The 24,317-nt window shown below is 39.5% G+C and carries 18 protein-coding genes; 8 read left to right on the forward strand and 10 right to left on the reverse strand.

Features of this window, described 5'->3' with window-relative positions; translation table 11 throughout:
• Positions 1-12: 12 nt before the first annotated feature.
• The 9 genes from KTH84_RS04730 to KTH84_RS04770 form a co-directional block, all read right to left on the reverse strand.
• Complete coding sequence (locus KTH84_RS04730) at positions 13-498, reverse strand: molybdenum cofactor biosynthesis protein MoaE (protein WP_133973011.1); 486 nt, start codon at positions 496-498, stop codon at positions 13-15.
• A 3-nt stretch (positions 499-501) separates the two neighbouring features.
• Positions 502-756 carry a MoaD/ThiS family protein gene (locus KTH84_RS04735; RefSeq protein WP_262472220.1) on the reverse strand — a complete coding sequence of 85 codons (255 nt, stop codon included), beginning with the start codon at positions 754-756 and terminating at the stop codon, positions 502-504.
• Positions 757-1,797 (reverse strand): GTP 3',8-cyclase MoaA, encoded by a 1,041-nt coding sequence (moaA, locus tag KTH84_RS04740; RefSeq protein WP_262472221.1) that lies wholly within the window; start codon positions 1,795-1,797, stop codon positions 757-759. It abuts the gene before it with no gap.
• Between the two features lie 228 nt (positions 1,798-2,025).
• Entirely contained in the window at positions 2,026-4,299 is a 2,274-nt protein-coding gene (locus tag KTH84_RS04745; protein ID WP_262472223.1) for a molybdopterin-dependent oxidoreductase, read from the reverse strand.
• A gap of 142 nt (positions 4,300-4,441) precedes the next feature.
• Positions 4,442-5,071, reverse strand: coding sequence for a molybdenum cofactor guanylyltransferase (locus KTH84_RS04750; protein ID WP_042894015.1), 630 nt, complete (start codon positions 5,069-5,071; stop codon positions 4,442-4,444).
• Positions 5,068-7,848: a nitrate reductase gene (locus KTH84_RS04755; RefSeq protein WP_262472224.1), complete on the reverse strand. Its 2,781-nt coding sequence runs from the start codon at positions 7,846-7,848 to the stop codon at positions 5,068-5,070. The genes KTH84_RS04750 and KTH84_RS04755 overlap by 4 nt, the downstream gene beginning before the upstream one ends.
• A gap of 18 nt (positions 7,849-7,866) precedes the next feature.
• Positions 7,867-9,489, reverse strand: a complete 1,623-nt coding sequence (gene nirD, locus KTH84_RS04760; RefSeq protein WP_262472226.1) for a nitrite reductase small subunit NirD — start codon at positions 9,487-9,489, stop codon at positions 7,867-7,869.
• A gap of 14 nt (positions 9,490-9,503) precedes the next feature.
• Positions 9,504-12,050: a nitrite reductase large subunit NirB gene (gene nirB / locus KTH84_RS04765; protein WP_262472228.1), complete on the reverse strand. Its 2,547-nt coding sequence runs from the start codon at positions 12,048-12,050 to the stop codon at positions 9,504-9,506.
• 11 nt (positions 12,051-12,061) lie between these two features.
• On the reverse strand, positions 12,062-12,403 hold the full coding sequence (locus KTH84_RS04770) for a hypothetical protein (RefSeq protein ID WP_133972999.1): 342 nt from the start codon (positions 12,401-12,403) through the stop codon (positions 12,062-12,064).
• 385 nt (positions 12,404-12,788) lie between these two features.
• Here KTH84_RS04770 and KTH84_RS04775 point away from each other — a divergent pair, with 385 nt between their 5' ends.
• The gene (locus KTH84_RS04775; protein WP_075431447.1) at positions 12,789-13,379 is read left to right on the forward strand and encodes an ANTAR domain-containing response regulator; all 591 of its coding nucleotides are present in this window, start codon (positions 12,789-12,791) and stop codon (positions 13,377-13,379) included.
• Complete coding sequence (locus tag KTH84_RS04780; RefSeq protein ID WP_262472230.1) at positions 13,380-14,396, forward strand: ABC transporter substrate-binding protein; 1,017 nt, start codon at positions 13,380-13,382, stop codon at positions 14,394-14,396.
• Positions 14,397-14,416: 20 nt separating this feature from the next.
• On the opposite strand, the gene KTH84_RS04785 is transcribed toward KTH84_RS04780, so the two are convergent.
• Positions 14,417-14,521, reverse strand: coding sequence for a hypothetical protein (locus KTH84_RS04785; RefSeq protein ID WP_262472232.1), 105 nt, complete (start codon positions 14,519-14,521; stop codon positions 14,417-14,419).
• A gap of 515 nt (positions 14,522-15,036) precedes the next feature.
• Here KTH84_RS04785 and sbnA point away from each other — a divergent pair.
• From sbnA to KTH84_RS04815, 6 genes are all read left to right on the forward strand, one after another.
• The gene (sbnA, locus tag KTH84_RS04790) at positions 15,037-16,041 is read left to right on the forward strand and encodes a 2,3-diaminopropionate biosynthesis protein SbnA (RefSeq protein WP_042894001.1); all 1,005 of its coding nucleotides are present in this window, start codon (positions 15,037-15,039) and stop codon (positions 16,039-16,041) included.
• Between the two features lie 21 nt (positions 16,042-16,062).
• Positions 16,063-17,076, forward strand: a complete 1,014-nt coding sequence (sbnB, locus tag KTH84_RS04795; protein WP_003652251.1) for a 2,3-diaminopropionate biosynthesis protein SbnB — start codon at positions 16,063-16,065, stop codon at positions 17,074-17,076.
• Between the two features lie 71 nt (positions 17,077-17,147).
• Positions 17,148-18,788 (forward strand): IucA/IucC family protein, encoded by a 1,641-nt coding sequence (locus tag KTH84_RS04800; protein WP_262472485.1) that lies wholly within the window; start codon positions 17,148-17,150, stop codon positions 18,786-18,788.
• A gap of 3 nt (positions 18,789-18,791) precedes the next feature.
• Positions 18,792-19,997: an MFS transporter gene (locus KTH84_RS04805; RefSeq protein WP_262472233.1), complete on the forward strand. Its 1,206-nt coding sequence runs from the start codon at positions 18,792-18,794 to the stop codon at positions 19,995-19,997.
• Positions 19,994-23,521: an IucA/IucC family protein gene (locus tag KTH84_RS04810; protein ID WP_262472234.1), complete on the forward strand. Its 3,528-nt coding sequence runs from the start codon at positions 19,994-19,996 to the stop codon at positions 23,519-23,521. The genes KTH84_RS04805 and KTH84_RS04810 overlap by 4 nt, the downstream gene beginning before the upstream one ends.
• Positions 23,514-24,284, forward strand: a complete 771-nt coding sequence (locus KTH84_RS04815; protein ID WP_262472235.1) for an HpcH/HpaI aldolase family protein — start codon at positions 23,514-23,516, stop codon at positions 24,282-24,284. Before KTH84_RS04810 ends, KTH84_RS04815 begins: the two co-directional genes overlap by 8 nt.
• Positions 24,285-24,317: the final 33 nt, after the last annotated feature.

The raw sequence follows: 24,317 nt of genomic DNA on the forward strand, positions 1-24,317 counted from the left end.
AGTCGTGCATATTCAGTGTTGGTGTTCATGGCCGGTATGATGGTGATGCTTGTGTTCTTGCGGTGCATCTTTGCGAATACAGCAGCCTTCTACGTAGTGACTTGTACCATCTGTAAAGAACTCTTCTTTAAAAACTGGTACTTCATGTTTCACCCGCTCAACCGCTTCCTCACATGCCTGAAACGCTTCACGGCGATGAGCTGCATAAGCAATCGCAATAATGGCTGTTTCACCTACATCCAAATATCCAATCCGATGAATAACCCGCACATAAGATACCTGATACTTTTTCTCAATTTCCAGTTCAATTTCACGTATCATTTTTTCAGAAAGTGGCTTATATGACGTATATTTCAACGCCTTAACAGCTTTACCCTCATGGTGATTACGAACCGTACCTATAAAAATATCGATTCCACCACATTCAGGAAATGATTGGATAGGATCAAAAGTATCTAAACTTAAAGCCTGCTCTTGTATACGTGCAAAATCTTGCATGACTTAACCTCCAGCAACTGGCGATAATAAAACCAAAGTACATGGTTCACTTAAAGCAGATTGACGCGTTATGACATTATCACCAATTGCACATGCACATTTTTCCATGGCTTGTGTACATTCCGGATGTAATGAAACAATTTCATCTAATACATCTTTAACCAAAATCTGGCTAGGAAAAACTACCGAAAGATTTTGAGGAAGCAATTTTTCAATTGCACCAAACGTTTCGATTTTAATTTGAATAGATTGTTGCATTTATCCCCCAAGCATATGCATGCTGATTTTACGGGCTTGTTGATGTTGTAAGGCGTAAAAACCTTTAGCTTTATGCCAGATATACGGCATAACCATATCTGTTAACTGTTGAATATGCAGCGCATGATCGGATGAGTCATTTGCACGTAATAATGATTGAAGCTGGGGTTTAATATTTAGCCCCTGCGGTGCAAATAAACAGTTGTATAACTCACCTTGCGCCGTTAGTCGTATCCGGTCACATTGATGGCAAAATGAATGAGTGATTGTGGAAATAATTCCGAGAGCGTAGCTATTGTTAATCAAATATTGGCGTGCTGGTTCATGCTCTTGTTCGACGACCTGTACTGAATAGTGAGGTTGCAAAACTTGTAATATTTCAGCTTCACTCACCACATCTTTACTCGACCAAAGTGCATCGCCATCAAGAGGCATAAACTCAATAAAGCGTAAAGGAATATGATTGGCAATTGACCACTTCACCATCGGTAATATCTGATCGTTGTTTTTATTTTTCATTAATACACAGTTAATTTTAAAAGGTAATCCAGCATCTTTAGCAGCTTGGATACCCTCTAGAACAGGTTCTAATTTTTTCTTGGTGAGTTCTTTAAACTGAATAGCATCAATACTATCTAAACTAATATTTAAATCATCTAAACCCGCGTCTTTTAACTGCTGAGCATATTTAGCCAAATAGTGTCCATTGGTGGTCATTGAAACCCGCTTTAAACCTAACACTTTCAAAGCTTGTAAATCACGAACAAAGTGAACAATACCTTGACGCATTAATGGTTCGCCACCCGTAATACGGATACTTTCAATACCTTGCTGCACCATAAAATGGCAAAATTGAAAAAGTGCTTCAAAACTAAGCAGGTCTTGTTTGTTTAGCCATTCAGGATGTTCAGGCATGCAATATACACACTTAAAATTGCAGCGATCCGTTACCGAAATACGTAACTTCCGCTTGATGCGCCCATATTGATCTTGCAGAAGCATTGGCGCAGTTTCAGAGTGATATTGTTTCATCATTTGCACTCATGTCGAGAACAGTTCAAATATTGCGGGCACTTTTTATGGGCGATTAAAATAATAAATTGCTCTTCAATAGTGCTCTGCTGTTTATGCAAAATTTGTTCCAATTCTAATTATCATCCATAACTTTTTGGGCATCAGCTAGATTAATCGCCGTACTATTTTCAACTTAAATTTTAAAGCTGTATCAAATGAGTGCGGCGTTAATCTCTGAAATGCCCTACATTATTTCTAGCATTTTTCTAAACGGATGGGTACATATTTATGGTACGGGGTTTTAGACAACGGATCACAATGTTCAGCAGACACCAGAAGATTTAATTGTGGTCCTATCGGCTCTCCACCTTGAAAGCGCATGCCATAGCCATGTGGAAGAGAAACAACACCTTTTCTCATACCTTCATCAAAATCTACGGTGACCTGAATTTCTCCGTGTTGTGAGATACATTTGAGTTGATCTCCTACTGCTACATTCAAGTTTGTCGCATCTTCAGGATGAATTCGCAAAGCCCCTTCTGCATCTACTTTTCGCCATGCAGGGTCGCGGTAAATTTGATTGGCGTTATAACTACGACGTTCACCTGACAACAGGATGAAAGGAAACTCTTCAATACTAAATTGATGATTTTTTAAATTTGCCAACTCATTTAACATTTCGGGAATAGCCAGACGTATTTTTTTGTCTTTATAGGCAACGAGCTTCCAAACTTCTTCATATTCATGTTGCGACAACACCACGCCTGACCTCTGCTTTAATATTTGATCAAACAAGCGAACACCTAAGGTTAAAGGATTACCTTTATAGCCCGCACGGCGAACAGCTTTTGTATGTAAAACAGCGTATTGAATAGACAGAGGTAATAAAAATGCAACTGAAGCAGCTGAGTTTTCTAAATGTTTACCTAAAGTGCGATAGAGGATTGAAGCTGCAAAAGGAATATATTTTTTATGCCGAGCGAAGGTCACGCCTAAAGCCGACAGATAAGGTAAATATGCTGTTTTTTTCGAGTCGATTGCAGCTATTTTTTCTAACAATGGAAAGCTTTTAGGAATAACCTGCATAGCCTCAAGCAACCGCGTGTAAATTTCCGCTTCGGGTAAAGTATTGCTTTGAGCCGTGAATACAGGATGTCTTAAATGAAAACCATTTTTAGGAAACTCAAGATTAAAACCTGTAAATTCCCATTTTTCAAACTGAGTATGTGCAGGCAAAATATAATCTGCCAACCTAGCCGTTTCCGTCATGGCAACATCGACCACGACCAATAAATCTAACGCCTTAAATGCCTTTTCATAGGCAGGTGTATCGGGGTAAGTTATTAAAGGATTACAGCTATCTACAAAAATTGCGCGAATTCGTTTTTCACCTGCTTTTAATACTTCATCCGGCAAAATATTTGGTGGGAAAAATCCGGAAATCGGGAACATTTTATGGTAAACACTACGTCGATATTTCGGCTTTCTTTCATCGGTATCACTTAAAATTGGAATAAACATGGTATGCAAATTATTGGTACCTTGTTTTCCAAAGTGACCAGTCACTAAATACAGTAGTTTTTCTAAATATCCGTTTAATGTTGTATTTAAAGTATGCTGAATACCTAAATCGATACGCAGACAGCCTCTTTTAGCCTTGGCAAAATCTCTAGTCACTTGATAAATCAAATCGACTGGTACATCTGCTTTGGCAATATATTCTTCAATCGGGACACGGTTAAAAGCTGTTTTTACCTCTTCAAAGCCATGCGTATGCTGCTCAATAAACTGCACATCATAAAGTTGTTCTTTAATAATAATGGCAATCATGGCCGACATTAAAAAAGCATCCGTTCCAGGCTTTAATTGCACATGGATATCTGCTTGTTTGGCTGTTTCGGTAACGCGCGGGTCAAATACCACCATAGTCCGGTTAGGGTCTTTTTTAATATGCTTTAGCGTGTCTCGTGCATTTGGAATCCCATGTGCTTGAAATGGATTTGTACCAATGAACAGAACGTAGTCAGCGTATTCAACATCTTCGGTGGTATGGCAGGCCTGACTTCCAAATAAACGTCCATTCAGCCAGAAATCACCCGTTTTTTCTTGGGCAAGAGAGTTGTATACGTAATAACTTTTCATGGCTAGTAAAAGTTGACGCCCATAAGCTGCACCGAGATGGTTACCTTGGCCACCGCCGCCTACGGAAGCAAAAGCAGTCCCGCCAAAATTATCTCGAATATGAACTAAGCGCTCGGCAATTTCTTGTATAGCATTGTCCCAACTAATTTCTTGAAAAGAACCATCTGGCTGACGTTTTAACGGCGTAGTCAAGCGGTCTGCATGCTGCTGATAGTGTTGTAATCTTGCTGCCTTTTGACAAATGTAGCCTTGAGAGAAAGGATGCTCAGGATTGCCTTTGATTTTGGTAAACTGATTATCCTTAATTTCGACACTTAACCCGCAATTTCTTGAACACAAAATACATGCGGTAACATCTGTTGTATTTTGCTTCAGTGCTTCTACCATTCCTATTGACTCCTTTATTTTTATATATTTCACTGGAATGAAATATCAAGTTCCAAAATAGAACTTATCCAACAAATAGTCAAGAAATCAAAAAACAGTTATTCCATGCGATCAATATGAATTTTAAATTTATGATAAACACTTAACTCGTTGTAAAAATCTCTTTAAATGCTTTGATTTGCTTATATTGTTGGAGTTCATCCAACGAATTAATGCTATGAAAAAATAAGTTTTGTTTCTGAAATACGGCAACTTGTGCATGCAATAATTTAAAGCATTCCTTCAAACTCAATTGTTGTTTTTCAATTTGCTGAACTATGGTTGCCAGACTTTCGCGTTTTAATAAACAAAATGGATACAGCGCATCCCCATTGATTGAAACATAGGCCGCTTGAGCTTGTTTATTTTTGCGTATCGCATGATGTAATTTTGCAACAACTTGCGTAGGCACATAAGTCACATCACAAGGAATGAACAAAACATAATCTGCCTCAACATTCGACCATGCACTTTTCATCCCCATAAGCGGGCCTAAAAAACCTGATGCATCATCTTGATAACAACGAATATCAGGCACGATACTCTGATAAATTGAATAGTCACGATGACTGTTAACCCAAATTTCAGACACCGATAATTTTAATTTTTGGTGAATTTTAAAAAGTTGTGTTTCACCATCAAATTGCTGCAACAACTTATTTAAACCGTTCATACGGCGGGCTTGTCCACCCGCCAGAATGACTAGATCAGTTACGGGATATCCCTTATTCACACTTCCACCTCCTGTTGACAAGCTTTAATCAGGCCACGGATTTCAGGTAAACATGAACCACAGTTTCCACCTGCTTTTAAACAAGCAGTGACCTGTTTTTCATGGGTAATGTTTTGTGTTTTTATCGCTTCAATAATTTTATTCTTACCTACTTTAAAACAACTACACACTAAAGGCCCATCATTATTAGTAGCCGACATCGGCATACCCGCTAGCAAAGCTTTGCGGTGTAAGGCACTTAAACGTTCACGTTTAAACAGACTAGCCACCCAGTCACGGTCTGGCAATAAATCTGGCGGTGCAATATATAAGCTTGCAATTACAATGCCATCTTTCAAAATAATGCTGTGGCTGAGTTGAGAAGAAATATCTTCTATGCTTAACCATTCAAAAGTTTCATCTGCAAATGGTAAAAAGCTTTTCAGGTTCTTTTGAGTATCATTAAAAGTTTGGCGATCTGCAAGTTCATAGCGGTTGGTTTTTACCATTTTGACCTTGGTCCACCATGCACAGTGATGTAGCGATTCTTGAATATGAGAGTCGAAACCTTCACGGATATATAACACGCCTTGCCATGCTGTATAAAACGGTTGAATGGTGACAGGTGTATGCTTAAATTCAGGCTCGCCCGAAATTGCATCAACTTCAGGGTTAACGACTTTACCAATACGGGCATCGGAGGCAACTTGTTCAGTCCAGTGAATAGGTGCGAAAATTTGCCCACGACGTACACCCGATGAGAATGTCACACGCAGAACACAACTGCCCCATTTCGAACGAACTTCAACCAAGCCTTGATCACGTACACCAAACTTTAATGCATCACTCGGATGTATCTCACAGAATGGTTCCGCACGGTGACTCGTCAAGTTTGCTGACAAACCAGTACGGGTCATGGTGTGCCACTGATCACGAATACGCCCCGTATTCAAAATGAGTGGATAGTCTTCTGAAACTGCATGAACTGGATCAATAGCAACGGTTGGAATCAGTTTTGCCTTTGCATTTTTATGGCTAAACTGGCCCTTACTAAACAGTTGTTGAACCTTTTTAATGTCTTGGTTTTTGTTCCATACTGGCCATTGAATCGGTTCTAAAGCATCATATTCGGCTACCCTTAGGTCTGTTAAACCTTTCAGATTGAAATAACGGAATGTATTACTTTCTTCACGTGCATCAATATCTACATTATCTTGTGCAGATAGTGCGGCATGCTCATTAAAAATGTCACCTGCACCCGCAAAGTCAAAACCATTAAAGCCTAATTTTTTCGCAACTTGGCTGACTGACCACCAGTCTGCTTTTGCTTCACCCGGAGCAGGTAAAAAAGCTCGTTGACGTGAAATACGGCGTTCAGAGTTAGTTACAGTACCGTCTTTTTCTCCCCAACCCAAAGCAGGAAGTAAAATATCAGCATATGCTGTCGTATCTGTATCGGCACAAATATCTGACACCACGACTAGCTCGCATTTTTCTAATGCACGTTTTACTTGGTCTGCATCAGGCAAACTCACAACAGGATTAGTTGCCATAATCCAGATTGCTTTAATTTTTCCAGCTTCAACAGCACGGAACAAATCAACTGCTTTTAAACCCGCTTGGGTCGCAATAAATGGGCTATCCCAAAAGGTTTGCACGACTTTTTGATGCAGTGGGTTATCTAAGTCCATGTGAGCTGCCAGCATATTTGCCAAGCCGCCCACTTCACGACCACCCATCGCATTGGGTTGCCCTGTCATTGAAAATGGTGCTGCGCCCAGTTTGCCAATTTTTCCAGTGAGTAAATGACAGTTAATAATACTATTGGCTTTATTTACGCCCTGACTTGACTGATTTACACCCATTGAAAATAGTGTTACCACTTTTTCAGTTTGAGCGAATTTCTCAAAGAACTGCTGCAATTTGTCTAAAGAGATGCCGCTACGTTTTGCAACGTATGCAATATCCATTTCTGGTTGACTGCTTGCCAAAACTTCTTGTAAGCCTTCGGTGTAAGCATCGACAAAAGCTTGATCGACATGACCATTTTGATATAGGTATTGAAATAGACCATTAAACAAGGCTACATCTTGGCCCGGTAAAATCGGCAAGTGCAAATCGGCTTGTTCACAGGTACTGGTAAAGCGTGGGTCAATCACCACCACAAACATATCTGGGTTTTGGCTCTTTGCCTGCATAATCCGTTGATAAAGTACCGGATGACACCATGCAGTATTGGAACCCACCAATACCACCATATCTGCATGTTCAAAATCTTCATAGCTTGCTGGTACAAGATCTTCACCAAAGCTACGTTTATGTCCAGCTACTGCTGATGACATACATAACCTTGAGTTGGTGTCGATGTTCGCTGTACCTAAATAGCCTTTTACAAACTTGTTAACAACATAATAGTCTTCGGTAAGCAACTGTCCTGAAACATAAAAGGCGATGCTGTCACGACCGTATTTGTCGATACACGACTGAAATTTATCGGCAATTTTATCAATTGCTTCATCCCATGTAGTTACAGTCCGATTAGACTTACGCCCCATCATTGGCTGTAAAACACGTGTTTCTAACCCTAATGTGTCCGCAAGACGGCTACCTTTAATGCATAAGCGTCCAAAATTGGAAGGATGCTCTGCATCCCCCTCAACTTGAACTACAGGCCCTTGAGGTTTTTGTTGAACGTGTACACTGACACCGCAACCAACGCCACAATATGGACATGTTGTTTTGGTTGTTTTTGCAACATGATCGGAGCTATCGATTTCAACGCTTGGAATATTGTTCATAACTGCTCCTTTCCCTATTTAGCCTGCATTTTTTAATGCAAAATCTCGACCAAACAACAGTTTATTTCTGAATAACGAAACAGGGGTTTGATCTGCAATTAACTCTGCATACCACATGCCATCTTCAGTATCACCAAACAAAACTGCACCAATCACTTTATCGCTTTGAATAATAATGCGTTTGTAAATCTGGCGTTTTTCATCGTTCAGGATAATATCTTCATAATCATCTTTAGGTTCAAAATTACCCGCAGAGAATACATCGACACCACTGACTTTTAACTGAGTCGGTACAGTCGGCGCCTTAAAGGTCAAGCTACCGTGCTCAGCCAAGTGTGTCGCACAGATAAAAGCTTGGCCCCATAATGGTTCAACCAAACCAAAGGTCTGTCCACGGTGTTCAATACACTCACCAACTGCGTAAATACTTGGGTCAAAGGTTTGCATGGTGTCATTCACCAATACGCCGCGGTTACAACGTAAACCTGCACTTTGCGCCAAGCTAATATTTGGTCTGATTCCCACTGCAAAGACCACAAGATCTGCCTCTAAAACAGTACCGTCTTTTAGTCGAATTTGTTTTACATGACCATTTTCATCACCCACCAATGCTTCTGTATTGGCTTCGGTAATAATATTAATGCCCTTTTGTTCAATGCTGTGACGTAGTAACTGACTCGCACGGCCGTCGAGTTGACGCTCCATAATACGGTCCATTAAATGCAGCACGGTCACATTCATACCGCGTTGTTTTAAACCGTAAGCTGCTTCTAAACCGAGTAAACCACCACCAATCACCACTGCATTGGTTTTTGAACCGCAGTATTCAATCATGGTGTTAACATCATAAATATCACGGAAAGTTAAAACACCTTTTAAATCGACACCTTGAACTGGTGGAATAAATGGCGCTGAACCGGTTGCCAGGATCAAACGGTCATAATCAACTGTTTGTTCCTTTTCGGTGTAAACCACTTTACGTGGGCGATCAATTTTTACAGCTTTGTCACCAGCAATAAACTTGATGCCTTTGTCGCTATACCACTTTGGTGGGTGCAGCATAATGTCTTCAATGGTTTTTTCACCCGATAAAACCGGAGATAACATAATACGGTTGTAGTTACCCCAAGGTTCTTCACCAATGACCGTGACTTCATAACGATCTGGCGCCATGTCGAGTAAATCTTCTAGGCAACGCATACCTGCTAAGCCATTGCCAATCAGTACCAATTTCAGTTTGTCTTGAGAGATACCTGTATTGGTAATATAAGTTTTTTGTGGCACGGGGTTGATCAAAACACGACCATCAACAATTTTGCTTGGATAAACTGAAAGTTTTTGATCTTTATCTTCTAAACAGCGACCAGTTGCCAAACTAAAGTGTTGTTTATAAATCGGTGATGCAATCACACGTTCGCCTTGTAAATCACCAATAATGCCGCGGCTCATGACATTTGCTTGGCTAAACGGATCTTTATTGCTTAACACATAAACGCGTTTTTCATGTCCAACTCTAAAGATTGCAACTGCTTGATCACCCACTAGCGCGCCCGCGCCAGTGTTTGGGGTTAAATCATCTAGTGCACACACATCAATCCATTGATCATCAGGAAGCATATTTTTGTCTTGTACAATATTCATAGAAATTCTCCTTCTTATGCTTCAACCATTGGAATACGGTCTTCTGAACGCTCAACGTCTGATAATGGACGGATTTGACCACGTTCAGTGGTAAATTGGATGTGTGGATCGGCCTGTTCATTGGCACTTGCATTGATATAAGTTTGGAAGCGTTTACGGACTTCAGGATTTTCTACCGCAGTACGCCATTCGTCTTGGTAGGTTCCAATGATGTGTTCCATACGGCGCTCAAGCTCAGCAGCTAAACCAAGAGAGTCATCAACAACCACAGATTTAAGGTAATCTAACCCACCTTCCATGTTGTCACGCCACACACTGGTACGTTGTAAACGGTCTGCGGTTTGGATGTAGAACATATAGAAACGGTCGATATAACGGATAAGTGTTGTTTTATCGAGGTCAGATGCAAGCAATTCTGCATGACGCGGTTTCATACCACCATTACCACACACGTAAAGGTTCCAACCTTTTTCAGTCGCGATAATACCAACGTCTTTACCTTGTGCTTCGGCACACTCACGTGTACAGCCAGATACCGCCATTTTTAATTTATGTGGTGAACGTAAACCTTTGTAGCGATTTTCAAGCTCAATCGCTAAACCAACAGAGTTGTCTACACCGTAACGGCACCAAGTGCTACCGACACAAGATTTCACAGTACGTAATGACTTACCGTAGGCATGACCCGACTCAAAACCCGCAGCATTCAACTCTTCCCAAATAAATGGAAGCTCGTGAACTTGCGCACCGAACATGTCAACACGTTGACCGCCAGTAATTTTGGTATAAAGGTTATATTTTTTCGCGATTTGACCAATGGCAATCAAACCATCAGGAGTCACTTCACCGCCTGCCATACGTGGTACAACCGAGTAAGAACCATCTTTTTGGATGTTACCCAAGTAGTAGTCGTTACTGTCTTGCAGACCGGCATGACTTGGTTCAAGTACGAAATCATTCCAGCAAGATGCCAAAATATTTGCCGCAGTCGGTTTACAAATATCACAACCCAAACCGTGGCCATGCTGGTGAATCAAATCATCAAAAGTTTTGATTTCATTAACACGAACCAAGTGATGTAACTCTTGACGAGAGTACGGGAAATGTTCGCAAATGTGGTTGTTAACGGTTACACCTTGACGTTGTAACTCTGACTTTAAAACCTGAGTCACTAATGGTGCACAACCACCACATGCAGTTGCTGCTTTGGTGCATTTCTTTAATGCACCTAAAGAAGTCGAACCATCACTAATTGCTTGGCAGATGTCCGCTTTTGATACGTTGTTACATGAACAGATGGTTGCGCTGTCTGGCAGTAAATCTACACCGCTACCACCAGATTTACCTGCTGATTGTTCAAAGCCCGGCATGATTAAACTTTCAGGTACTTCTGGTAACGCCAGACCATTCAGCATCATTTGTAAAAGGTCGTTATATTCTTTGGCATCGCCGACCAAAACTGCACCAAGCAATTTAGTTTTGTCCGCATTTACAACAATCTTTTTATAAACCAGTGCATGCTCATCTGCATAGAAGTAGCTTAATGCGCCTGGAGTCATGGCATGTGCATCACCAACAGAGGCAACATCAACACCCATCAACTTCAACTTGGTGCTCATGTCCGCGCCAGCGAAAGTGTTACATTCTTCATCTGAGATGTGCTTTGCTGCAATACGTGCCATGTCATAGCCCGGTGCAACCAAGCCATAGATTTTGTTTTGCCAAAGCGCACATTCACCAATTGCGTAAATGTTGTTATCTGAGGTTTGACAGTAATCATTAATCACGATACCGCCACGTTCACCAATTGCCAGCCCACTGTTACGTGCGAGTTCATCACGTGGGCGAATGCCTGCCGAAAATAAAATGATATCTGCTTCAAGTTCACTACCATCAGCAAACTTCATGACATGTGTCGTATTATCGCCGCATTCAATGCATTGAGTCGCTTTTTGCGTGTGAACTTTTACACCCAAATCTTCAATTTTACGGCGTAGAACTTTACCACCCAAGTCATCAATTTGAACGGCCATCAAACGTGGCGCAAACTCAACAACGTGTGTTTCCAAATCTAGGTCACGTAATGCTTTAGCTGCTTCAAGACCAAGCAAACCACCACCGATGACTACACCAGTTTTTGCATTTAGACTCGCTGCACGAATCGCATCTAAGTCTTCAATGGTACGGTAAACAAAACAGTTTTCACGGTCATTACCCAGAATGGGTGGAACAAAGGCATAAGAACCCGTTGCCAACACCAATTTGTCATAGCTAATCACATCGCCATGGTTGGTTGTTACGGTTTGTGCAGCCGTATCAATTGCAGTTGCTTTTGTATTTAGACGTAAGTCAATGCCATGTGCATCGGCAAAGTCAAAACGCGCCAAAGATAAATCTTTTGCCGATTTCCCTGAGAAATATTCAGTTAAATGTACGCGGTCATACGCGATACGAGGTTCTTCCGCGAGGATAGTGATTTCTAGTTCATCATCTGCTTTTTCTAAAATGGCTTCGATGAATTTGTGGCCCACCATACCATGACCAATCATTACCAATTTCATAGTGTTTCTCCTCAAATCACGTTGCTTTTAAGCTGCGTTATTCCGTTCTCAAATAGACGTTGTTCTTTTGCTTTGTGCTCTACCGAGAAGCGAATCAAGCTCACAAAGCGTATAGCTGCTTGAAACCAATTTTTTTCACTCGTTGACGACACCCAATGCACAGCAAAGTCATAAAAAGAAATAAAAAAAGCGAGCCCCCTCATAGAGAAGGCTCGCATCGCTGAAACTGAAAAATTAAATAATTCAGATGTAACTTTTTTATGCAATAAAAATAAAGACATGACCTTCACTCCGACTGAACGTAACTTCTTTGTGTGTACGGTTGCACTCACAAACTCGATCAGAACGGACATCGTTGGCCGTCTTTAAAACTCATGGTCGTCTTCGACCTGTAATTAAGTAAGCACTTTTCATGCCAATATTTTAAATATTTAAGCTAATAATATTTTTTATATTTAATTTCATATAGATATAAATTTTCAATAGGTAAGTAAAGAAACAAACCTGATTTCGCCTGCTCTATCACTGCACACTTATATGGTTTAAATAAAAATACGCCTTGCTACAAAATGAACCGTATTTTTGCACCAAGATTGATCAGACCGATCATTTAACATGCTAAAGTGCCATTAAATATTGATTTTTTCTTTAGTTTTTGATGGCATTAATCTTGCTTAAAAAACTGATAACAAAAACGCGTCGTATTGGCGCATTTTCTTAGCCTGATTTTCTGAACTTATGCCAAAACTCAAAATAGCCCTTATTGATGATGATCATGCGCGAGCCGACTATATAAGAAAAAGTCTGCTTGAAAATGATTTTGAAGTGGTCGCCTGCCTTACTTTGGACCATTTGAATATCTTTCGCATAGAACATTTACAAGCTGATGTGATCTTGCTTGATATGGATCATCCTCACCGTGACATTATCGAAAGCTGTGTCAGTAGTTATGATCTGCCTACCGTACTGTTCACCAAAAATTCAGATAAAGACACAATTAAACAAGCCATAGATGCAGGAGTAACTGCTTATATTGTCGATGGCATCGATCCTGCCCGCTTACATACCATTTTAGAAATCTCAATTGAGCAATATAAAAAACACAAAAAACTCGAAGGTGACTTAAAAGAAGCTCAAACCAAACTCGCTGACCGCAAAGATGTTGAAAAAGCCAAAGTTTTACTGATGCAACTCCATGGCCTTCCTGAAGATACAGCATTTCAGCTCCTCAGAAAAAATGCTATGAGCCACCGTATTACGATTGGAGAAATGGCACGGCGTTTACTTGACGCCCAAAAATTACTTGGCAATCAACTAAAGGATGAATAAATGAGCACATTAGAAAAGACTCAATTACAACTCGGCTATATTCCTTTGCTTGATTGTCTTGCGTTGCTTTGGGCTAAACAACAAGGTTTCTTTGAAGATGTAGGTTTAGACGTTACATTAGTTAAAGAAGCATCTTGGGCAAGTCTTCGCGACCGTCTTGCTTTTGGTTTATTAGATGCAGCCCACTGCTTATCTGCAATGTTACCTGCAGCCGCAGTCGGGTCAGATCAAATTGGTACGCCGCTACAAACTTCACTTGTTTTGAGTGAAAATCGTGCATTTATCAGCTTAAGCCAGAAATTAACGCATCAACTTAAACTTCAAGAAAATGATACGGCTCAAGTAACGGCTCAAAAAGTAGCGGATTATCTTGAACAAGATCGTTCCATTTCTTTAGCTCATGTGTTTAAACACTCCATTCATCATTATTGTTTAAGAGAATGGTTAGCTCTAGCAAACCCAAAACTCGCTCAATCAATCCAGCTCAAAACCTTACCACCACCGTATATGGTCGAAGCACTAGATAAACATGTGATAGATGGTTTTTGTGTAGGTGAACCTTGGAATACTCAAGGCGAGCTTCTTGGTTTAAGCAAAATGATCTGTTCAAGTCAGAACGTTATTCCTACTGTGGCTGATAAAGTTTTAGCCGTAACACAGGAATGGGCTGAACAACATCCACAAACATTAATTGCACTCACTGCTGCAATTATGAAAGCTCAACAAGAATTGAGTGAACTAGAAGACTTTGCTCCAATTTTAAAATTATTGGTCGAGTCTGGAATTGTTCGTTTTCATTGCTCAGAAGAGGTGCATGTCGACAAATACTACATGATTCAAGATATTGTGCGTCATTTGGTAAAAGAAAGCGCACTTCCAAAAGTAGAAGATTTTTATTGGCTCTTCCAACAAATGCAAAAGTGGGATGACCTTCAGTTAGAGCAAGCTCAAATCAATACATTGAGTCATCAATGTATTAACCTTGAGGCTTATAATCAAGCTAGACAACGATTATAACTTCTAGCATTTTCAATTAATCAGTCATAAAAAAAGCTGTCTTTTATAAAAAAGACAGCTTGAAAGACCCATAAGACAAAATGCGAAACACACATTACTATACTTTCTAGACTCAATTGATCCATTCAAAATATAGCGCTTATAGAACTCATCATAGCCATCTAAACTTATCATTTTCAGACATTTTCATATCAATAACTGCCACTTGATCAATTTCGTTCTACCATTCTTATAATTTAAACAAGCAGTGCAAATTGCACTTTCTGCCTATCATTCCTTCCTATAAAAATCTTAATAGACACAGAAAAAAAAGCATTCAAATTAGGTTAATCAGAATAGGTTTCCACTTTAATTTTTTAAAACACTTTTAGTTTGCAAAACCATATGCTCATTAAATTATTTTTTTAGCAAAAAGTAATTTCCTGCCTATCTACTTATATTTAAAAAGTTTATTAATTAACTCATCTATAAAATATAAACATTACGATTCAAATAATTACTTAAAAAAAATTAGTGAAAAATCCTATAAATACCCTCAATTTCATATTACAAACCGCAACAATCTTGTCACAAATAGTAATGATAATTTAATTAATAATCATTATCATTCACATCACATAAAAACCTGAGAAGATCTACCATGATCCATGAAAATATTCTCGACTGCATAGGTAAAACGCCACTATTACAATTATCAAGGCTATTCACGCATCAATCGATCTCAGTGATTGCGAAAATGGAATTGTTAAACCCAGGAGGAAGTATTAAAGACCGTCCAGCATTATTCATGTTACAGGAAGGTCTAAAATCTGGAGCAATTAATAAAGATAGTCATATTGTTGAAAGTTCTTCAGGGAACTTGGCCATCGCACTCGCAATGGCATGCAAAATATATGGGTTAAAATTTACTGCCGTTATTGACCCTAAAATTGCTTCAGCAAACTTACAAATGTTGAAGCTCTACAAAGCCAATATCCATATGGTCTCTGAGAAAGACCAAAATGGAGGCTATTTAAAAACCAGAATTGATACTGTAAAGCGACTATGTGAACAATTACCAAATGCTGTATGGATTAATCAATACGCAAATCCAAACAACTGGAAAAGCCACTATTTTGGTGAAGCAGAAGAAATCATAAATCAAATAGATCGCAAAATTGATTACCTCGTGATTGGAGCAAGTACCTCTGGCACGATTATGGGCGTATCCCGCCGCCTTAAAGAAAAGTTCCCCGAATTAAAAGTGATTGCAGTCGATATTGTCGGCTCTGTCTTGTTTGGTGGTACCTCTGGTCCACGCGAGATTCCGGGCATTGGTGCAAGTACTGTTCCCCCTCTACTCTCTCCCGATGAAATTGATGATGTCATTTATGTGGATGACTATGAATCGGCAGTCGGTTGCAGAGAACTTCTTGAACATGAAGGAATCTTTGCAGGCGGCTCAAGCGGCTCATCTATTTCAGCCATAAAAAAACTCATTCCAACCATTCCTGAAGGTTCATGTGTCTTAACGCTGCTGCCTGATCGCGGCGATCGTTATCTAGATCTCGTTTATGCAGATGAGTGGTTCGAAATGATCAAAAAACGTCACTTCAATCGAAACTTACGACGTCAAGAAAACCTTACTTTACAAAATGTTGTTTAACCCTCTCCTTAGGAAATATTCATGAGCAATTTGGCTACCCTTCGTTACCTGAGTCAATCAGATTTATTAAATCTTGGCGCAAATCATAGCAATTCATTTATTGAAGCGATTACCGAAGGTTTAACCCTGCATGCAAATAAACAGTTTGTACAACCCTTAAAACCTTACCTCCGCTGGCAAGGTGCAGATCATATTGCTGACCGTATTATTGCAATGCCTTGTTATTTAGGCGGCAATGACCCGATTGCTGGAATCAAATGGATTGGCTCAAGACAACATAACCCTAAAAAATTCAATATTCCACGTGCCAGCGCGCTTATTGTTCTGAATGATTCAGAAACAAATTACCCAGTCGCAGTGATGGAAGGCAGCTTAATTAGCGCAATGCGAACTGCTGCAATTACTGGTGTTTCGATTAAATATCTAGCGAAAAAAGACTTTTCAGACATTACCGTGATTGGCTGCGGACCAATTGCTCAAATGCAGATTAAGACTGTACTTGAACAATACGCTCAAGTGAAAAAAATACATTTATTTGATGTGAACCCTGAAGCTGCCGAAAAACTCAAAGCATTGTTCTTATCAGAATATCCACATCTAGAAATTGAAATTCATGACAGTGCCAAGTCTGCGATTCAGCAAGCAGATGTGCTGATTACCTGTACCGTTTCAGATAAGCCTTACATCCCGTTTGAGTGGCTTAAAAAGGGCTGCTTTGTTTCCAATATTTCAATTATGGATATTGAACCTGAAGTGTTCTTAAAAGTTGACAAAGTGATTGTAGATGACTGGGACCAATCAAACCGAGAAAAGAAAGTCATCAACGTACTGGTTGAAGATGGCTTATTCAGCCGTGAAAAACTGCATGCCGAACTTGGCGACATCATTATTGGCCATAAAAATGGTCGCGAACATGAAGATGAAATCATTTTGCTGAACCCAATGGGCATGGCGATTGACGATATTGTTTGCGCTAAGTGGTTCTTCAATGCCGCACAAGAACAAAACGTTGGCACGGTTCTACCACTTTTATAAGAATAGGAATAACTAAAATGTTAGATCGGATTTACACAGCTCAACTACAAAAAACGATAGATGCCCTTTACATGGAGAATTATGGAAATTTTAGAGATCATATTTCCTATAAAAAGCCTTATTTGGCAATTACTCTAAATCATGCATCGGAACTCTATTTCAGCTGTTTAAAAGTAGATGGTGTAAATCCTTTCTGCGTTACTCAACCCGAAGTTTTGCTTCACAACCTCTTGAGTAATATGACTTCTAAAATTTCTATTTCTGAAGTTTTTACTTATTTAACAAAAGCATCTTGGTGGCCCTCACCTCATCATCAAAAGGCAATTGACTATTGGCTCGATAACTTAGTAACGGCTGAAAAAATCCCTCAAATTTTACAGTCAGCACTCTCATTTTCTTCGCCTTTAATTAAAAGTGAATTGCTCTCTCTTGTTGCTGATCGTCCATTTCATCCGTTCGCTCACTCAAAAGGTGAACTCGCACCACTCACAACTCAAAAAGAAATTGAAGTGTATTGGTGGGCTTTTAAGAAAGATGACGTGATCAACAATATGGATTCGATTCCTCATAAAGAGCTTCTATTATCAGAAGCTGAGGACAAACATATTACTGAAAAAATGGCCGAGCTTTCAGATGACTACTTAGCCCTTCCTTTATTAGAGACTCAACATCACTATTTAAAATTTGAAGAAAATAAGTATAGCGGTATTGACCTAAACCATGTCACGACAATTGGTTTACCGACTTCATCTTTAAGAACGCTTATTCACAACTCAAACCCTAATCTGCATTTAAAACTATCAACGAATGCCAAAACATTAGGTGCGATCCGTTCTATGCCCGGACGTTATTTAATGAATGGGCATAGAGCATATGATTTTTTAAATGAAGTCATTAATGAAACGCCTTTATTAAAAAATCACCTCTTTTTGAGTAATGAAACTCACTGGTGGGTACTGGGTAAACAAGAGCACATTGTAAAAAATTTAGGTGTAATCGGTTGCCAAGTAAGGCACCTACCCGACTTTTGCCAAGATAAAAACGTCACCCCAATTACCATGTCAGCTTTAAGCTGTACGTATGTTGACCCTTGGGAAACTTTAGGTGTTGAAGGTGATAAATGGTCATTACTAAAAGACTTAAGTGTTCATTTTATTCAAACATTCTTAACACTTTGGGCAAAAGGAATCATGCCTGAATGCCACGGGCAAAACACCATGGTGTGTTATGAAAATAATAAGTTGAAATGCTTTATTTTACGTGACCACGATACCTTAAGAATATGTACCACAGCCATTGAAGAAAGTGGTTTTACACCTCCAACCTATACCATCGACACGAGTACGCCGAACAATCTTATCTTTACTAGAAATGAAGACTTATTTAATTACTTCATCACATTAGGGATTCAAATTAACCTCTACCCAATTGCTTTAGCTACCTTGAAATATACAGATCGTACAGAAAGCGATTTCTGGGAAATGGTTCAAGACATTATTCATGATTTTGTAGAAACACAGCCTATTTCAGAACACACAAAATCCCAAATTCAAACCTATCTTTTCGACAATAAAACTTGGCCATTCAAACAGCTACTTACGCCTTTACTCGCTCAAGAAAGCGACTCAACAGGAATGCCAAGCAAAATAGGAACCACGCCAAACCCTTATCACAGCTTATCTGTTTCTAGCTATGAGACCATGGATATCTAAATCATGCGCTCATCTCGCCTAGATCATTTCATTATTTTGCTCTGCCAGTTTTTTTCCACTTTCGGGCTCATGGTGCTGATTCCGATCATGCCGCTTTATATGGAAAAACTGACGGCGCATATGAGTGCTCCCACTATCTGGGCAGGTTTGGCACTCGCAGCTCCGGCTATTGGCAGTTTATTTACAGCACCAATTGTTGGTCATTTAGCGGATACGTTTGGCCATAAAAAAGCCTTGTTACTTTCACTGGCTGGTTTTTGTATTTCAATACTGCTCATGGCGAGCGCACAGCATTTATTTGTATTTATTTTTGCGCGGATCTTACTCGGTTTTTGCGGTCTTTCAGTCATTTTAAATGCCTATGTTTCATATCTTTCTAATGAACAACAACGAGGTGCCGCTTTTGGACAACTACAAAGTAGTGTTGCGCTAGCTTGCCTGTGTGGTCCGGTACTCGGCGGTATATTTATGGACCACTGGCGAGTTGAATTATTACTCAACGCTACTGCATTTATTGTAGTTACATTAATTGTTATCGCATCCTTTTTATTAGCCAATCCAGTTAAAACTGAGGCTGTAAAAACCAAAGAAAAATCTAAAATTCCAGACTTTTTTGATAGAACAATTTTTTCTTGGCTAAGTGCCGGCATCTTAGTGCAAGCCGGTGGGTTTGGTTTGGTGTCTTGCTTCGTTTTATACATTAGTGAAATAAGCCAAAATATTCACTCATCGTTATCTGCTGCAAGCTTAACGGGCACAATCCATGCGCTTTCATGGGGAGCGGCTTTTATTGCGGCAACCTATTGGGGAAAAAGAAATGATGATAAAGGAGATTCTTTTAATAACTTCGTTTATGCATCCTTAATTTGTGGCATCACGATTTTCGCGTTGGTATGGGTGTCCAATCTCTGGCTCATTCTCGTATTACGACTCATACAAGGTTTTTGCTTTGCAGCGCTTATTCCTTCGATCTTACACACGATTTCTCTAAAAGCTGGCACTCAAAGTCAAGGAAAAGTGATTGGCATTTCTAACAGTGCTTTTGTCTTAGGCCAACTTTTTGGTCCGATTACCATCACGCTTACCTACTCATTTTTCAATATTACAGCCGCATTAATCTGCACCTCTTTATTTTTTATCGGTGCGGGCTTAGTGGTGATTTTGAACAGATTCTTAATGGATACAATTTTAGAAGAGGCACAAGAATGAACTCAATTATTACAACCAATGCATGGTCTTATAAACTTTTCGAACAGTACCTGAATACTTTCTTTCGTGAACTTAAAGTAGATCTTGAAGAGCACATTATCTCAGCTCAAGATTCTCCTTTATTCACACAAGATGCAGAGCAGCCTAACTCAATCTATTTTTCTTACACATTTAATGCGTCAAATACGATTGTTTACGGAGCAGTTCAACACTTCTCCACCACTGGCTATCATCGGTATCAGCGTGGCTTTGCTCTGCAAAACTTAAGCGACAATACATTTGACTCTCTAACTGATCCTAAAAAGTTAGTGAAGCTCATTACAGATGAGTTAAATAACCTATTCAAAGACAAAAACCAAAACAAGAACCTTTATTCCGATATTGCCAATAGTATCGAGAACACAAAATTCTTTTTAGAAAATAAACCATCCCTAACAACATCTAAAGAGCTGAGTGGTTTTCAAGCTACTGAACAAGGCATGTTATATGGACACCCTTTTCATGTGACCTCGAAAGCCAATTTAGGTTTTTCGAAAGAAGACATGAAAAAGTATAGCCCAGAGTTAGGCACAAGTTTTCAACTCCACTACTTTGCAGTTCATTCTTCTTTAATCGAAAAGCTTGTAAGCGAAGAGCAGCCATCTAATCGTATTGAAAACGAAGTTTTAGAAACTGCAAAAGAGCGTTTGCAAGAGAACTTAGCAAATTATGAGCTCATGCCGACTCACCCGTGGCAAGCCAATTTCTTGCTTCAACACTCGTCTTTAAAGAAACATTTAGACAGTCAAGAAATCATACATCTGGGTGCATTAGGCCAAACCGTATGGCCAACCTCCTCCGTTCGCACGGTGTGGTTACCTCAATCGAACCTATTCTTAAAGCTCTCAATTGATGTGCGAATTACCAGTTTCATTCGTAATAATCCAATGGATGAAATGGAACGAGCAATTGATGCAAGCAAAATTATTATTAATCACAAGATTAATGAGCAATATCCAGACCTTGTGATTCTGCCGGAATTAGAGGCAAAAACAGTCAAAATTCCAGAGCTTGAGAGTTCATTTGGCATTATTTATAGAGCTGGACTTACATCTGATGTACTAGAAAATACCAGAATGCTCGGTGGCTTGGTCGAAGAAAATGAGAACCATGAAATCCCGCTTTTAAGCTTTATTCAGCAAGCGGCACCGAATCAAAATCTACAATCGAACGATGCTAAAGACTTTATTACTTTTTGGTGGAAACAATACATTAAAGTTTCGCTTATTCCATTAGTTGAGCTGTTTGCAAATAAAGGCATTAGCGTAGAAGCCCATATGCAAAACAGTTTAATGGAATTTAAAAATGGCTATCCACATCGCCTCATTCTTCGAGATATGGAAGGCATTAGTATTGTTCCAGAAATGATAGAAGATGACTCATCTATTTCTGAAGATAGTACCGTTTGGTTCTCTCAAAAAGATGCTTGGACCTTTTTAAAATATTACCTCGTGATCAATCACATTGCGCATCTCATCAGTGCAATTGCGCGAGTTACGGTGATTGAAGAATCTGAACTTTGGGAAGCCACACGCCTTACGCTCACACAAGAAAAATTTACCGCCAAAGGCCCGCACTACCGCGATTTATTAATTAATTCACCCACACTACCAATCAAGGCAAATATGTTAAATACGCTCTACCACAGTGGTGGCAATCCAATCTGGATTGAAGTTGAAAACCCTATTTATAAATATCGCGGCGCAGAAGCCCTTTGCCCTCTTCAGCCGACACAGCAAGCCAACTATAAGACTCTTGCAGAAAATCGCGTGATGAGCCAATTATTAGAAGCGCTCATTTTTGAAAATACCTTTAAATATGAACTTTCTAAAGGTCAGATCAAGTTTTATATTTCAGATACAGTTTTCTATACATGCGCCGCTAAACGACATTTCAGCTTTAAACGAATTAAGTTAGATCCTTTAAGCCTAGTCCGTTCTGATATTACTTTGGGCGCTGAAACTCGCCCTAACTTAAAAATGCTACTTGCCGATCTAAAAAATATTATTGAAGCTGACCCAGTTAAATGGCAAAACTTTAATGATGAACTCAATTTAACTTACGTTAAACATGCGCAGACTTTAAGCCAAGCACCTGCTCAACCTTTAAGAACCCTGCCTTACCTAGAACAAGAAGCACGAATTACCAATGCACACCTATATCATCCGAGTTTTAAGTCTCGTATCGGCTTCGATTTAAAAGAAAACCAAAAATATGCACCTGAGCTTTCTGAAGGCTTTCCAGTCAAATGGGTCGCGACTCATAACAGTCTGTGTAAATTAGTTTTAAGCGAAACGATTAACTTAGAGCAGCTTTATAAACAGCATTTTTCAGAAAAAGATCTACAAGCAATTAGTGATCAATTAAAAGATAACAATGTAGATTTTCAGGAATATATCCTCACCCCAATTCATCCGTGGCAGTGGGATAAAATTATTGAATTATATTATCAAGATGCAATTAGCAACCAACTCATCATCCCGTTAGATATTGAAGGTCCAACTTATTTACCACAGCAATCGATCAGAACTTTATCGAATATTAGTGATATCTCAGCGCTTTCTCTCAAGTTGGCAATGAATTTGGTCAATACCTCTACATCTCGTGTATTGGCACCGCATACCGTTCAAAATGCGGCAAAAATGAGTGACTGGCTTTATAACATTGTCGAGCAAGACCATATTTTAGAAAAGCATCGCAAGCCTGTCATTCTAAGAGAGATTGGCGGTCTTTCGGTTAACCAGCAGATTGCTTTACCTATTCAATACGGCGCACTCGCCTGCATTTGGCGCGAAAGTATTTACAGCTACTTAAAAGAAGGTGAATCGGCTACGCCTGTAACTGGCCTCATGCAAGTCGACATTGACCAAAAGCCTCTAATTGATGAATGGATTCAAGAATACGGTATCGAGTTCTGGTTAGAAAAGTTACTCACCAATGCTTATTTACCTATCATGCATATTTTGTGGTGCCATGGCCTCGCTTTAGAGTCACATGCACAGAACATGGTTCTGATTCATAAAAATGGTTTACCCGTTAAAGCGGCCTTGAAAGATTTCCACGATGGGATTCGTTTTAGCCGTCATCTTTTACGTGAGCCAGACCTTCTACCAAATTTACAAGATGCGCCAAAAGAACATGCAAAAATTAACCCGAACTCGTTTTTGGAAACCCACTCTCCAAATGAGTTAAGAGACTTTACTCAAGATGCGCTTTGGTTTGTAAATTTGGCAGAGTTAGCGATTTTCTTAAATGAACATTATGACTTCGATGAAATTAAATTCTGGACCATGTTAAGAACCATCATCAATCAGTATAAAGAAGCTCACCCAGAGTTTGCCGAGCGATATGAATTGTTCAACTTTACAGATGACACCATTGATATTGAACAATTAGCAAGCCGCCGCTTCCTTCCGGAAATTCGCTTAAGAGTGCAAACCACACCAAACCCACTAAGCCTCATTAAGGAAATTGAATATGAATAAATATTCGATTTCTCTTAAGAAACGAATAGAAAATGGTGAGACACTCTACGGAATATTTTGTTCCGTAGCTTCTCCAGTTAATGTCGAACAAATGGCCTTGGCTGGCTATGATTTTATTATTATCGACTTGGAACATACCTTATTTAGTACGTCCCAAGTCGAGACCATGATTTTAGCCGCTAGAGCCATAAGTCTTGATGTTTTTGTCAGAGTTCCTTTAAATGCCAACCATTTAGTTCTACCTCTGCTCGATGCAGGGGTAACAGGCATTGTTTTTCCGCGTATTGAAAATGCCCAGCAGGCACGAGAAGCTGTGAATTATTGCCACTATATGCCGCTTGGTCAAAGAGGTCTTAACTCGACAAGATTAAATAGATATGGCATTGATGATTTAGCCAGTTTTGTTCAACAGGCAAGAAATGACACCATTGTAGTTGCCATGATTGAAAGCTTGGAAGGCCTAGAACATCTTGATGAGATTTTAAAAGTTGACGGCATTGATATTATTCTTGAAGGTGCAGCTGACCTTTCTCAGTCTATGGGAATGCCGTGGGAAACCAGCCATCCTCAAGTCAAAGAAAAAGTCCAAGAGATGTATGCAAAGACTAAAATGAGCAATAAGCATTTCTGCGCAATTCCCCGAAAGCCAGAAGATATAACAGCTTGGAAACAACAATCTGTTCAGCTTTTTGTACTCGGTGATGACCGAAGCATTATTCGCCGTGCCCATCAAAATCACTTAAATGCCTTCAAAGAAATCTGATCACTATTCAATTTTTTGGGGGAATAAATACTT

The sequence above is a fragment of the Acinetobacter sp. WU_MDCI_Abxb74 genome (assembly GCF_025513915.1).
Lineage (GTDB): Bacteria > Pseudomonadota > Gammaproteobacteria > Pseudomonadales > Moraxellaceae > Acinetobacter > Acinetobacter calcoaceticus_C.

What these genes read in the sequence shown, in the direction of transcription:
- KTH84_RS04730 (WP_133973011.1), bottom strand. Translation starts at nt 498, where the DNA reads ATGCAAGATTTTGCACGTATACAAGAGCAGGCTTTAAGTTTAGATACT.
- KTH84_RS04735 (WP_262472220.1), bottom strand. Translation starts at nt 756, where the DNA reads ATGCAACAATCTATTCAAATTAAAATCGAAACGTTTGGTGCAATTGAA.
- KTH84_RS04745 (WP_262472223.1), bottom strand. Translation starts at nt 4,299, where the DNA reads ATGGTAGAAGCACTGAAGCAAAATACAACAGATGTTACCGCATGTATT.
- KTH84_RS04755 (WP_262472224.1), bottom strand. Translation starts at nt 7,848, where the DNA reads ATGAACAATATTCCAAGCGTTGAAATCGATAGCTCCGATCATGTTGCA.
- nirD (WP_262472226.1), bottom strand. Translation starts at nt 9,489, where the DNA reads ATGAATATTGTACAAGACAAAAATATGCTTCCTGATGATCAATGGATT.
- nirB (WP_262472228.1), bottom strand. Translation starts at nt 12,050, where the DNA reads ATGAAATTGGTAATGATTGGTCATGGTATGGTGGGCCACAAATTCATC.
- KTH84_RS04770 (WP_133972999.1), bottom strand. Translation starts at nt 12,403, where the DNA reads ATGTCCGTTCTGATCGAGTTTGTGAGTGCAACCGTACACACAAAGAAG.
- KTH84_RS04775 (WP_075431447.1), top strand. Translation starts at nt 12,789, where the DNA reads ATGCCAAAACTCAAAATAGCCCTTATTGATGATGATCATGCGCGAGCC.
- KTH84_RS04780 (WP_262472230.1), top strand. Translation starts at nt 13,380, where the DNA reads ATGAGCACATTAGAAAAGACTCAATTACAACTCGGCTATATTCCTTTG.
- KTH84_RS04785 (WP_262472232.1), bottom strand. Translation starts at nt 14,521, where the DNA reads ATGGATCAATTGAGTCTAGAAAGTATAGTAATGTGTGTTTCGCATTTT.
- sbnA (WP_042894001.1), top strand. Translation starts at nt 15,037, where the DNA reads ATGATCCATGAAAATATTCTCGACTGCATAGGTAAAACGCCACTATTA.
- sbnB (WP_003652251.1), top strand. Translation starts at nt 16,063, where the DNA reads ATGAGCAATTTGGCTACCCTTCGTTACCTGAGTCAATCAGATTTATTA.
- KTH84_RS04800 (WP_262472485.1), top strand. Translation starts at nt 17,148, where the DNA reads ATGGAGAATTATGGAAATTTTAGAGATCATATTTCCTATAAAAAGCCT.
- KTH84_RS04805 (WP_262472233.1), top strand. Translation starts at nt 18,792, where the DNA reads ATGCGCTCATCTCGCCTAGATCATTTCATTATTTTGCTCTGCCAGTTT.
- KTH84_RS04810 (WP_262472234.1), top strand. Translation starts at nt 19,994, where the DNA reads ATGAACTCAATTATTACAACCAATGCATGGTCTTATAAACTTTTCGAA.
- KTH84_RS04815 (WP_262472235.1), top strand. Translation starts at nt 23,514, where the DNA reads ATGAATAAATATTCGATTTCTCTTAAGAAACGAATAGAAAATGGTGAG.